This is a genomic window from Pseudomonas sp. HMWF006 (assembly GCF_003061205.1).
In the GTDB taxonomy this organism is placed as follows: domain Bacteria; phylum Pseudomonadota; class Gammaproteobacteria; order Pseudomonadales; family Pseudomonadaceae; genus Aquipseudomonas; species Aquipseudomonas monsensis.
Genome location: NZ_QAIU01000540.1, coordinates 7682 through 19474, shown reverse-complemented (window position 1 = coordinate 19474; position 11793 = coordinate 7682). Strand labels below are relative to the sequence as shown.

11 protein-coding genes and 1 pseudogene are annotated in these 11793 nt (G+C 63.0%); all 12 read right to left on the bottom strand.

Annotated elements, in window-relative coordinates:
* The coding region (locus tag DBR24_RS24390; protein ID WP_128616015.1) for a hypothetical protein at nt 1-508 on the bottom strand (508 nt) is incomplete at its 3' end.
* Nucleotides 508-1056: a GspMb/PilO family protein gene (locus tag DBR24_RS24385; RefSeq protein ID WP_128616014.1), complete on the bottom strand. Its 549-nt coding sequence runs from the start codon at nt 1054-1056 to the stop codon at nt 508-510. The genes DBR24_RS24390 and DBR24_RS24385, both read right to left, overlap by 1 nt.
* Nucleotides 1043-1588, bottom strand: coding sequence for a PilN domain-containing protein (locus DBR24_RS24380; protein ID WP_123463240.1), 546 nt, complete (start codon nt 1586-1588; stop codon nt 1043-1045). Before DBR24_RS24380 ends, DBR24_RS24385 begins: the two co-directional genes overlap by 14 nt.
* Nucleotide 1589: 1 nt before the next feature.
* Nucleotides 1590-2393 (bottom strand): hypothetical protein, encoded by an 804-nt coding sequence (locus DBR24_RS24375; RefSeq protein WP_128616013.1) that lies wholly within the window; start codon nt 2391-2393, stop codon nt 1590-1592.
* Nucleotides 2374-4080 carry a GspE/PulE family protein gene (locus DBR24_RS24370; protein WP_123463244.1) on the bottom strand — a complete coding sequence of 569 codons (1707 nt, stop codon included), beginning with the start codon at nt 4078-4080 and terminating at the stop codon, nt 2374-2376. The genes DBR24_RS24375 and DBR24_RS24370 overlap by 20 nt, the downstream gene beginning before the upstream one ends.
* A gap of 81 nt (nt 4081-4161) precedes the next feature.
* Nucleotides 4162-4692, bottom strand: a complete 531-nt coding sequence (locus DBR24_RS24365) for a response regulator (protein WP_128616012.1) — start codon at nt 4690-4692, stop codon at nt 4162-4164.
* A 218-nt stretch (nt 4693-4910) separates the two neighbouring features.
* Nucleotides 4911-5672 (bottom strand): SurA N-terminal domain-containing protein, encoded by a 762-nt coding sequence (locus tag DBR24_RS24360; protein WP_128616011.1) that lies wholly within the window; start codon nt 5670-5672, stop codon nt 4911-4913.
* A gap of 15 nt (nt 5673-5687) precedes the next feature.
* Entirely contained in the window at nt 5688-7238 is a 1551-nt protein-coding gene (locus DBR24_RS24355; RefSeq protein WP_128616010.1) for an ABC transporter substrate-binding protein, read from the bottom strand.
* A 9-nt stretch (nt 7239-7247) separates the two neighbouring features.
* A complete protein-coding gene (locus DBR24_RS24350) occupies nt 7248-7868 on the bottom strand; it encodes an SCO family protein (RefSeq protein ID WP_128616009.1) in 621 nt (206 codons plus the stop codon).
* On the bottom strand, nt 7865-8515 hold the full coding sequence (locus tag DBR24_RS24345; RefSeq protein ID WP_128616008.1) for an SCO family protein: 651 nt from the start codon (nt 8513-8515) through the stop codon (nt 7865-7867). Before DBR24_RS24345 ends, DBR24_RS24350 begins: the two co-directional genes overlap by 4 nt.
* A gap of 14 nt (nt 8516-8529) precedes the next feature.
* On the bottom strand, nt 8530-10452 hold the full coding sequence (locus DBR24_RS24340; protein WP_128616007.1) for a cytochrome D1 domain-containing protein: 1923 nt from the start codon (nt 10450-10452) through the stop codon (nt 8530-8532).
* Between the two features lie 208 nt (nt 10453-10660).
* Nucleotides 10661-11793, bottom strand: a pseudogene (locus DBR24_RS33565) (hypothetical protein); the annotation flags it as partial.

Here is an 11793-nt window from a genome sequence, read left to right as displayed (position 1 = left end):
GCGTACTCCCCACAGACAAGGTCTGCGACAAATGCAAAGGCAGGTAAACCAGGCTCAATTCCAGATCGGAAATGCCGGTGATCTTCCAGGTGTCGTCGATCACATCCCCGTTGCGCACGACGTAGATCTTTTCGCCGTTCTGCAAAAACACTTGCAGGTCGCTGCGGTCATGCAGCCTGCCGACGAACTGAAACGGCACCGGTGGCAGGCTCGGGGCTTGCACCACTGTGGCCGGGTTGATCGCTTGTTCGGTGACCGTGGCCAGGATTGGCGCGGCCTTCCAGGACTTGGCGGCAAACAGGTCGCCGGCCGGGCTCAGGTCCTTGATCGGCGCATCCTTGGCCTTGGCTGTGCTCGCCGGCAGCGCGCCACGGGTTTTCCCCGGCGTGGCGACGGCCACTTCGTTGGAATCGGCGTCTTCGCTCGGCGAGAAATATTCCGGCAACCATGCCAGCGCCGCCACCACGCCGAAGAACGCCAGCCACCCTGTCACGCGCTTGGTATTCATCACGACCTCGACAGGTAAAGGGTCATACGGATCCGGCCGTTGAGGTCGGTGTCGCCAATCTTCTTGCGTTGCAACTCAAGGTCTTCCACCACCACCGCCGGCAACTGGCCGAGCAAGGCATGAAGGAAGCGGCGCAGTTGCGGGTAGCTGCCGCGCACTGGCAACAGAATCTGATAGCGCGCCAGGTGGGTTTTCGGGTCGACGCCGAGAGCGTATTCACCGCGCGCTAGGGTGATGTGTTCCTGGGCTGCAAGGGCGTAGATGCGGTCGATGGCGACGGTGGCTTGCGGCTGTGCCGGCAGTTTGTTGCGGAAGTCGTCGAGCTGCCGTTGCGGCACCACCGGCGGCGCGATGCTGCCGTCTTCAACCTTGGCCAGGTACTCGCTGGCTTCCTGAGTCTGCTGGCTCAAGTGCTGCAACGATTGCCAGCCCGGCAGCAAGCCGCCGAGTGCCCAGGCCACGGCAACCAGCAGCAGCGCCAGCCCGGCCAGGCCCGGAACGCCGAGACCTTGCAGGTATTCGTGGACGATCAGTCTAGGGATTCGCATCGCCTATCTCCCAGGTCGCCGACAGGTTGAATTGCACCGGTTGCTCCGGCGATTTGACGACGATCTCGTGGCTCAGCAGCGAGACGTCGGACAGCTCGTCGCTGGCTTCCAGACGCTTGTGAAAGTCGAGCATCGCTTGCAGATCCCGTGCTTCGGCGCTGATCCGCACCTGGCCTTTGCGCGCATCCGGGGTCAGGGTCAGCAGCGCGACGTCATCGCGCGGCATCGCTTCGAGCATGGCGAACAGGCGTTCCCACGGCCGGCGCAGTTGCTGCGAGACCTTGCGCATTTCGGCGAGGTTCTGCGCTTGCTCGCGGGTTTCCGCCGGGCTCAGGGTGGACTTGGCGCCACTGTCACCGGTGAGCTGACGCTGGGTGGTTTGCAGGTGGCCTTGTTGCTGTTCGGTGTGCGTGTCGAGGTGCTGTTGCACGCCGAAGCACAGCAGCGCCAGCAGCACGCCGCCGCCGAGCAGGCTCCAGCCCAACGGGCCGGAACGCGGCCGTGGCTGAAAATCGAGATTGAGCGCGCGCATGTCAGGCCACCGCCCGGGACATGACGTACAAGCCGTCACGCACAGTCATCGAGTCGTCTTCAAGGGTGCGCAGTTGCACACCCGACACGTCCGGATGCGCATCGAGGCGCGCCGGAGCATGCAGATAAACGTTGAAGGCGCGTTCGCTGGTCGAGGCTTGCAGCTGCCGTTCGCGACCGATCAGGGCATTCAACGCGGCATCGCTGTCGCTGCCGCCCACCGACCGCACGCCAGCCCAGCGCCCTTCCCTCGCCAGCAACAACACGCTGCGTTGCGGTTCGGCGACGACGAACAGGAAGTCGCCGGCGTCGAGGCTTTTGTCGAAGCGGTTGAACGCCGTCATCAGGTACGGCTGCACCGAGCGCAGGCGCAAACCGCGAGCGCTGACCAGCGTGCACAGGCGTTCGAGCAAGTCTTGCGGCAAGGCGCTGGCGATGCGGTCGTAACCGGCCGGCTCGGCGGACAACACCAGACTCCAGGCTTGCGTCGGCGCGCCAAACAGGTCTTCGAAACACAGTTGGGCGAAGCCACGCAGTTCTTCCGGGCTGCTGATCTGCGCGCTCCATGGCACCAGGCAGAAGCGGCTGAAGTGACCGGAGATGACCACGCTCAATTCGGCACCGGCACGGGCATGTTCACCGAGCAGGCGATCGAGGGTATCCAGCGCCACCGCGTAGCTCTGGAAGCCTTCGTCGATGTAACCGACGCTGCCCAGCCACAAGGTGTCGCTGCCACGCCGCTGACCAAGGCCAACACCGCTGGCGCCGAGCACGGCGATAAAACGCTCACGCGATAAAAGTGACACGATTGATCTCCTCCAGCGTGGTGCGACCTTGTTCCACCAGCTCCAGCGCCGATTCGCGCAGCAGGCGCAAACCACGAGCGCAGGCCAGGGCTTTGATCTGGGTGATCGGTTGGCGCTCGACGATCATCTGGCGCAACTCGTCATCGAGGTGCAGCAGTTCGGCAATCGCCGTTCGCCCGCGATAGCCGCTGCCCCGGCAGTGGCCGCAGCCTTTGCCGTGGACGAAGTGGTAGTGATCGACTTTCTGTGGATCGAGGCCCGAGGCGCGCAGTTCTTCATCGCTCGGATTGACCGGCGCGCTGCAACTGGCGCAGACCAGACGGATCAGGCGCTGGGCAAGAATCGCGTTGAGCGCCGAGACCAGGCTGTAGGGGTCGATTTCCATTTGCGTGAAGCGGCCGATCACGTCGAAGACGTTGTTGGCGTGGATGGTGGTGAACACCAGGTGACCGGTGAGCGCCGACTGCACGGCGATCTGCGCGGTGTCCGGGTCACGGATTTCGCCGACCATGATCTTGTCCGGGTCGTGGCGCAGAATCGAGCGCAGGCCGCGGGCGAAGGTCAGGCCTTTTTTCTCATTGACCGGGATCTGCAGCACCCCCGGCAGTTGATATTCGACCGGGTCTTCGATGGTGATGATCTTGTCCACGCCGTGGTTGATCTCGGTGATCATCGCGTACAGCGTGGTGGTCTTGCCGCTGCCGGTCGGGCCGGTGACCAGCACCATGCCGTAGGGTTCGGCGGCGAGGCGGCGCAACTGGCGCAGGGTTTCGTCTTCAAAGCCCAGCGCCTGCAATTGCACGCCGCAGACCTTGTCGGCCAGATCCTGTTTGTCGAGCACCCGCAGCACTGCGTCTTCACCGAAGATGCTCGGCATGATCGACACGCGAAAGTCGATCTGGCGACCGCTGATGCCAATTTTGAAGCGCCCGTCCTGCGGCACGCGTTTCTCGCCGATGTCCAGTTCAGCCATGACCTTGACCCGCGAGATCACCTGTTCGGCGAACTCGTTGCCCTGGACTTTGCTGATGTTGTTAAGCACGCCGTCGATGCGGTACTTGATCACCAGACCGTGGCCGGTGGTGCCGAGGTGGATGTCGCTGGCGTGCATTTTCAGCGCGTCGTAGAGGGTCGAGTTGACCAGTTTCACCACGCTGCTGGCATCTTCGCTGATGCTGGTCAGCGACAGGCTTTGCAAGGTGTCGATTTCGTTATGCGTGTCGCCTTGGGCGTTCAGCGATTCGACGGCGTGGAAGCTTTCTTCGTGACGGGCCAGATAGGCCTTGAGGTCATCGGCGTGGACCAGATGCAGCGGTGCGCCGTGCAGGCAATCGTCGATCCAGGCCAGGCGCGCCGGGTCGAAGGGGTCGGCGAATACACCGATGACTTCGTCATTGTGGCGCAGCAGGATGAATTCACGTTTCAGGCATTGTGCGAGGGTGACCCGGTCGAATACCGGCGTCGCTTGAAACAGGCTGTCGGTGTCGAGCACCGGGTAATGCAGGGTGGCACCGAGGGTGTGAATGAACGGCATCGGCGCCAGTTCACAGAGCACGCCGAGGGCTTCAAGCACGCGTTCGCCAGAAGTGGCGGCCCGCGCCCGGGCCTGGGCCAGCTGCTCACTGGAAAAGCGCTCGGGGGCGCTTGCGGCCGGCAGCGGTTCGACGACAACGGACAGACGTTCCATGGCTTGCTCTCCAACCGGGGCTCAGAGCCCTGTCGGCGCGGCAAACCTTGGCGGCAAGTGCCGGAACGTCTGATCGCGCCATTACTCCCCGGTGAGCATTTGATCTTCGTCGGGTGCCATGGCGCGCGACTGTCGTCGCCGATCCGCCAACACCCAACTGCCATCGTACAACTGCAACGGGAAGCTCTCGGTCCTGCTCTGGCGTCGTTCGACAAACCCCTCGGAGGGGCTCGCACCGGGTTTCGCTTCTCGCTTGATGCCCAGAAGGTCGCAGACCGCCCGCGCCAGTTCCGCCAAGGGAAACGGTTTGAACAGGATGTGGCTGACCCCCAGTTGCCGCGCCCGCTCACAGACTTCGGCGGTCGGGTGACCCGTTATCAGCACAAAATGGCACGTCCTGTTCTGGCGGACCGCGTCGAGCACCTCAAAGCCTTCCATATCGGGCAAGCGGTAATCGAACACCAGCACGTCGGGGGCAAAGGTTTCGGCCAAACCGATAGCCGTCGCTCCGTCATGTGCAATCGCGACTTCCAGCCCTTGCGCCGACAGATAATCCTGAAGGTTTTGTGCAAGCAGCTGTTCGTCTTCGACAACCAGTACTTTGTTAACCAAGGTCGACTCCTTGAAACAGCAGGTCCGATGACCCCGCCCTGAGAGTGCGCCTTACCAGGGGTAACGCACACTTCATGCCAGGCTGAGTTCCGGTAATTTATCTCTTCATGTCCTTGAATTTAATGACAATGCCCGCTCGTCCCGGTACCCCGTTCCCCAGAAACGGGGAAGCACCTGAATGGGCATCGAAGCCATTCCCCACTATTGGGGGGGAACCTTCAGTCGTCGTCAATTCGTTCGATCCTGTTCTGCACCCGTAATTGCGCGAGCACCTGACGACGAGCCTGGGTCTGTTGCTGTCGGGCGAGCTCTGCCCTGACTGTATCCAGCCCCTGTAAATCTGGGACATCGGCGGCCTCCAAGTGGTTCTGCAAATAAATCACATGCCAGCCGAACGGTGAACGCAGCGGTTGGCTGGCAAACGTCGCGGCCTCGGCAATCGGCGCGCGCATTTGCATCAAGCGTAGACGCGCTGCGGCGACTGTGGCTGCATCCGCTTGCGCGGGCACGCGGATCAGCAGGTGGCGGGGTTGCAAGGTATTGGCGCGGATCAGTTCGGCGAACATCTGCTGCGCCGCCAGTTCGCGGCGGGTGTACTCGGTGAAGGACGCCTCATCGAAACCGGCATCCTGCAAGCGCCGGACAAATTTATCAGCGCCGCCGATGGCGATGCGGGTTTGCTCGATCTGCTGACGCACCGCTTGCTCGTCGATCTGCCGCCCGCGTTTCTGCGATTCCTGCCACAGCAATTCTTTGTCGATCAGCATTTGCAACGCCGCCTGACGCAGTTCCTTGTAGGCCTTGGGACTGCGAATGCTCGTCACCGCACGGCCCTGATCTTCCAGGTATTCAGCGAAAAAGCGCTCGAAGCGAAACCCGGATATTTCCTCGCCATTGACCCGCGCCACGGCCGGCTCGTTATTCGCCCACGCCAGCGGCAGCCAGCAAGTCAGCAACAAGATCAGCGTTGAGAGTTTCATGATCGGGGCCTCCGTTCAGGGGCTGGCAACAATCGGTTTATAGGGCGCGACCAGATAGAAACGCTGATCGGGCAAATCCACGGTGACCACATGCGCGCCACTCAAGCCCAGGCGTCGACCGGGGCCGAAGCTCAGGCGCGGGGTCAGGCCGGTGTCGAAGTCGTGCAGGCCTTCCAGCGCCGCCACCAGTTTTTCCCGGCTGGCGTCGCGGCCGGCCTGTTTCATGCCTTCGCTGAGCAGCAACATCGAGGTGTAAGCGCCGACTTGCAGCACCGCGTGCTGGGCGCCGAGGCCCTGGCCTTCACGCAGTAACGTCAGGGCCATGCGCCCGGCCTGGGTCCAGTCGCTGGGCACAAACGGATAGGCGAGGAACACCCGTCGGGTGAAGCCGTCGGGAACTTGCAGCAGATCGCCGGCCACCTGGCTGGAGGCGGCAAACAGATAAGGCACTTGCCCGGCGCTTTGCAGCCGCGTCGCCAGACGACTGAAACCGCCGCCGTTGCCCAGATAGAACACCGAGCGCGACCCCAGCGGTAGCGCATCTGCAGCTTGGTCGTAGGCTTGCAGACGGACTTTTTGCCAGCCGTGATCCTGCAAATACTGGCCAAGGTTTTGCGCGGCCAGCGTTTGTGCAGGGTCATCGGGATAAGCAATCAGCGTCGGCCCTTGCAGCACACGCAGGCTTACCGTGGCGTAGTCGGCCAGCGCGATCAACTGTTCAGGCAATCCCGGCAAGGGTTCGAAAATCTGCGGACTGGCCTGCAGGGTGCCGAGGATCGACATCGGCCCGATCAGCGGCACGCCGGCCTGTTCCAGGCGCAGCCCCAAGTCACTGTCGAGGGCCGGCGCCAGCGGCGCGATCAACGCGAACACCTGTTCCTGCTCGATCAACTGTTGCAGAGCCTGCTCGGCACTGGCGCGGTCCGGACCGGGATCGATCACCGTCAGGCGCAGTTGCCGCCCATGTATGCCGCCGGCTTGATTGATCTGCGCCACACTGCCGTTGAGTACCGCCGCCACCGTCGCGCCCTCCTCGGCCAGCGGCCCTTGGCTGGGCAGCAAGGTGCCCAGATGCAAGGTCTCGGCATCGAGGCCGGGATCGCGCTCATCGGCGAGGCGTTTGAGATAGGCGGTGAGGTTGCGCTGATCCTTCATCGACAGCAGAAAGCGCGGCATGCTCGGGTCGAGACGATTGTGGCCGGGGTCGCGGCCCTGCTCGATAGCCGTGGCAAGACTGCTCTCGCTGTAGGCCGGATAACTGCGGCCGTTGACCTGTTGCTGGCCATACGTGCTGGTCAGTCGCGCCCAGTTCAACTCGGGGGGACGCACGCCGCCTTCAGGCCGACCGAGACCATCGGCACCGTGGCAATTGGCGCACGGCAGGCTGGTCGCCGGCAGCAGCACATCCGCCGCGCCAACCCGTGCCATGATCGCTTCGCCACTGGCCGACAGGCCTTGCCGATAAAGACGCTTGCCCGCCGCCTCTTCCGGTGTCAACGGCGCAGCGCTCGCGCCAAGGCTGAGGCCAGCGAGCAGGATGAGGGCGAGGACGCGGCTCAGGTTCATGGCGCGGACTCAGCGGCCAGCCACGGGCATTGTCAGCAACTGCAAGCGCTGGGCAATGGCGGCGGCCGGGGCGTCGGGACGGATTTTGCTCCAGCGTTTATTGGCGACATCGCCGACGATCAGCTGCGTAGAGTGTTGCTCGGGCGTCGGCACGATCTGGCCGATGCGGCTCAATACCAGGTCCATCTGCGCTTTGTCGCCGGTAAGAAAAAGCCAATGAGGGTCATCGGAACCCTGCTTCAAGGTGTAAGCCTTGAGCACCGCCGGCGTGTCGCGCAGCGGGTCACTGGTAAGGGAAATGAAGGTGATGTCCGAGGCCTTGTCGCCCAGCAGCTCGCGGACTTCCTTGAGCTTTTGGGTGATCAGTGGACATGCGTCATTGCAACTGGTGAAGATCACGTTAAGCAGGACGATGCGGTTTTGCAGCGCATCGCTATAGAAGCGCAGGGTCTCGCCGTTCTGATCCTGTAAAGGCGTGTCGGTGAACCAGGTTTTCGCGTCGTGGGTGCCTGTCGCCGGCGCGGCGGCAACCACCGCTGGTGCCTCAGGGGCATGGCCTTCGTGGGCAAACGCCACGGTGCTGAAGATCCAGAAGCACACGGTCAGGGAGATCCAGTCGAGCAGTCTCATGGCTGTTGCTCCATGGCGATGGCGGTGTGTTTGGCGTGGGTGCGCAAGCCGCTGAGTTTTTCCACTTCCTTGGCCAGCAGCGCCGGATCGGTGAAGCCGTAGTAGCGCATCCAGTGGCGGCTGTTGCCGTCGCCGACGAGGATCAGCGGTTGATGGTTCTTCAGGTCGCCGCTGAAACTGCCGAGGCCCTTGAGGGTTTCATTGATCGACTGCGGCGAGCCGGTCAGCCAGCTCCAGCCCGGCCCGCGCTGGAATGTGCGCGCATAATCCTGCAGGCGTTTCGGGTCGTCGCGCTGCGGGTCGATGCTGATCGACACCAGTTGCACTTCTTCGCCGACCCGCGCGCCGAGTTGTTTTTGCACCTTGCCCATGATCGACGAGACCACCGGGCACACCGTGGTGCAACTGGTGTAGATGAAGCTCATGACGACGATTTTGCCCTGCACCAGGTCTTGTTCAAGGCGCACGGTTTTGCCGTTCTGGTCGAGCAGCGGCACGTTGGCGAACTTCACCTGAGCGTGTTCCTGAGTATTGCTGGCCGGGACCTTGTGCCCGGCGTGTTCGTCCGCAGAATGGGCTTGGACTTGTTGGAGACCGAGGCTCAACAGACACAAGGTCAGCAGGCCACTGGATGCAAATCGGTTCATGTCGAAACTCCTCTTCAACGGGCCAGGCCGGGAGCTACCCGAACACTGGCAAAGGTCTTGTCATCGAAACCGGCGCCCAGCGACTCCGCACGCACATGCAGGTACCAGGCGCCGCTGCGGTCGAGGGTGATTGGCGCTTCGTACACGCCGTCGGCGACTTCCAGCGCCGTCACTTCACGCGGGTGCGAGGTGGGTGCGAGGTAGTAGCGCAGTTGCACGTCTTTCACACCGCTGCGCTGGGTCTTGTCTTTGCCCTGAACGATGCGGAAGCGCACAACGTAGGGGTCGTTGAGCGCCACGGCAGTCTTGTCGAGGAGGAACTCGACTTTCGGCTGGCCGAGGTGTTTTTTTGCGTTGCCATCGGCGTCGATCTGCGCGGTGAAACAGTGAATGATGTTCGGCTGGTTGAGCAGGAATGCCACATCGAAGCGCCCTGCCGCCGGCAACTTCACCCGCGCGCTGTAGAGCCCCGGCGAGACTTCGCGCAGGCTGCGGTCGAGGACCATGGCGGCGCGGGCAATCTGGCCACGGTTGGGGTAACCGGACATCGGCGCGTTCATGCCTTCGGCGTAAAAGTAGGTGGTGTTGTCGACCGGGTTGACCACGAACACCGCGTTGTCGTCGCGTGACACCGCCAGGCTTGAGGCCAGCGGCAAATCCCCGGCCATACGCGGTGGTTGCGGGCCGGCTTCGAAGCTTTGGCTGATCGGCTGGCGGCCTTCGCCGAGGGACGACAGGTTGATCATGGTGACTTTCGGCGAGGCGAGCCCGCGGATGTAGGCGTAGGCCTGGGTGAACACCACTTGGTAGGGCTCGGCGGAAACGTCCAGATCATGGATAGCGCTGTTGGTCGCGGCGTCGATGACCGTGGCGCGGTTTTCCACGGTGTTGAGCACCACGCCGAAGCGGCCGTCAGCGCTGAAGCCCATGGGGCCGAGGCCTTGTTGCAAGTTGATCACCCGGCGGATGGCGTGGGTGCTGGCGTCGATCACGGTCACGGTGCCGTCCTTGCCGTCGGCCACATACACCGCGCCGGACAGCGCTGAATAGGCGACTGACAGCGGATGCGAGCCGGTTTTGATCTGCTGGACGATGTTCAGGTTGGCGATGTCGACCACGCTGACGGTGCCGTCGTCGCGGTTACTGACGAAGGCGAAACGGCTGTCCTTGCTGAAGCTGATTTCGTGGTGGCCGCGCCCGGTCTGCAAGTGTTTGAGGGGTTTGAGGCTTTGGCTGTCGATCACCGTGACGCCGGAGTCTGCGGCTTTGCTGGCGTTGTTGCCGACCCACAGCAGGCGTTCATCCGGTTGCAGTGCCACGCGTACCGGTTGGCTGCCAGCGGCGATTGAGTCGAGGACTTTGAATTGCTCGCTGTCGATGACGGCCACTTCGCCGGCCATCGGCATCGAGACGAATACGCGTTTGTTGTCTTTGGGGGTGACCCAGTCCATCGGCGGTTGCTTGAGTTCGATCCGCGCCAGGGTGCTGGTGATGCCGCCGACCGACACCGACGGATCGACCACGGCGATGCTGGCGTCGCGGTTCATCACCAGCAGGAAATAGCTGTTGAGGTCGAGCAACGGCCGCGCGCCGATGTTGGATTTGAGAAACACCCCGACCCGGGCTTTGCAGCTTTGGTCGCGGCCCTGGGCTTGATCGGCGGCGAGGGTTTGCGGATCGACCCAGGCTCCCGGTGCCACGCCGGACAACGGCTGGCCGGAGGCGCTGTCGGTGACGCGGAACTGCACATCGGCGAATTCGCCTTCGCGCAGCTTGCCGTCGGCGGCCAGTGGCTTGAGGTTGAAATCCACCGCCACGCCGTCACGGTTCAGCGTCTGACCCGTCTCGGTTTGCGCCAGCGCAATCTCACTCAGCGTCAGCAATGCCCCGGCCATGGCCAGCGTGCAAATACCGATGATGTTGATGATCCTGTTCATCCAGCACTCCCCTACACATTCAGTCCAAACGACGCGGTCCCTGTGGGAGCGAGCTTGCTCGCGAAGGCGTCTTCCGCTGCACCCTTGAAACCGGGTTGCTCCCATTCGCGAGCAAGCTCGCTCCCACAAGGGATTTGCATCCGTCCCACTCCCTCACTGCCACCACTGCCCACAAGGGATTTGCATCCACTGGGACATTGCCGTTCTGCTACTGCCCCTGCGGCGCCGGTTCCGGTTCGTTGGTCACCCGCAGCAAGCCCCATAACCCGGAGGTGTTGCCGTAAGCGGCGTAGTCGCGGAACAGGTAATCCCCCGGTATCGCATTGCTGCCACCAGCGCTCGGAATCATGAAGCTGAAGTGCGCGGCCGGCAGGATGCTCTCGTGGGCGCCGATGTACATCGACATCGGGTTGTAGCCGAAGCGCACCGAGCCCACGCCCGGCGAGCCCATCGGATACCCCCCGGTGTCGCTCTTCTCGGCCTGGAACGGGTTCACCGACCAGACATGCCCGTCGAGCTGGAACGTGGTGCCGCGACTGCCACCGCTTGGCATCAGAATGTGCGTACGGAATGGCTGTCCGGGTTTGGCATACAGCACCGGCGTCTGCGGATCGCCACCGATCAGCGCATTGCTGTAAGCCATGTGCGCATTGCTCATGTCGCCGTAACCCGCGCCATCGGCATGCCCGAACGGTGCATCCGGAGCGAGGCCGAAGCGATACCACAGCGGCTCGGTCTTGTAGTTGATCGCCATGCTCGAGTTGTCCTGCGGATCGGTCGGCACGCCGAAGCCCTCAGCGGCAATCCCTTCCACCGGCCGGCCATTGGCCCAACGGGTGTTCAACGCCTTGTGCCAGACCATCGCAAAATCGCGGTAGCTGGTTTGCCCAGGCGCCGTGACCGTGGCGTTGACCTTGCGCGCATCGTCGACCCAGGTTGCACCAATCGGCAGGATGGTCATTGCTCCACCAAGGCCTTTTTGCGGCTGCTTGATCACGTCCGCCGGGGTGATGTTCAAGCCACCGAACTCGACCGCCGTGGCGTTGATGTTGTCGACGCTGCGGCCCAGTTGCGTCACCGGTTTGCCCTCACGCTCCAGATGCCCGGCGTAGTACTGATAGGTCCGGGTCGGGTACGCGCCGCTGTTGCCGACACGCGGTGGCACGGTCTGGATCGGGTTGGCGCCGACGTTGGCGCCGTCGGATTTGGTGATGTCGTAGGCCAGCAGTTGCGCGTGCAGACCGACGTGGCTGGACGGCCGCATCAGGTTGTTGCTGAAGGTGGTCGAACCCAGGCCACTGTTGCGATCACGCTTGACCATGCCTTGCATCACTGCGGTTT

Bases quoted from the DNA above. Each gene is read 5' to 3' on its own strand.
- DBR24_RS24345 (WP_128616008.1), bottom strand. From the start codon at position 8,515: ATGAACCGATTTGCATCCAGTGGCCTGCTGACCTTGTGTCTGTTGAGC.
- DBR24_RS24355 (WP_128616010.1), bottom strand. From the start codon at position 7,238: ATGAACCTGAGCCGCGTCCTCGCCCTCATCCTGCTCGCTGGCCTCAGC.
- DBR24_RS24360 (WP_128616011.1), bottom strand. From the start codon at position 5,672: ATGAAACTCTCAACGCTGATCTTGTTGCTGACTTGCTGGCTGCCGCTG.
- DBR24_RS24340 (WP_128616007.1), bottom strand. From the start codon at position 10,452: ATGAACAGGATCATCAACATCATCGGTATTTGCACGCTGGCCATGGCC.
- DBR24_RS24380 (WP_123463240.1), bottom strand. From the start codon at position 1,588: ATGCGCGCGCTCAATCTCGATTTTCAGCCACGGCCGCGTTCCGGCCCG.
- DBR24_RS24385 (WP_128616014.1), bottom strand. From the start codon at position 1,056: ATGCGAATCCCTAGACTGATCGTCCACGAATACCTGCAAGGTCTCGGC.
- DBR24_RS24370 (WP_123463244.1), bottom strand. From the start codon at position 4,080: ATGGAACGTCTGTCCGTTGTCGTCGAACCGCTGCCGGCCGCAAGCGCC.
- DBR24_RS24350 (WP_128616009.1), bottom strand. From the start codon at position 7,868: ATGAGACTGCTCGACTGGATCTCCCTGACCGTGTGCTTCTGGATCTTC.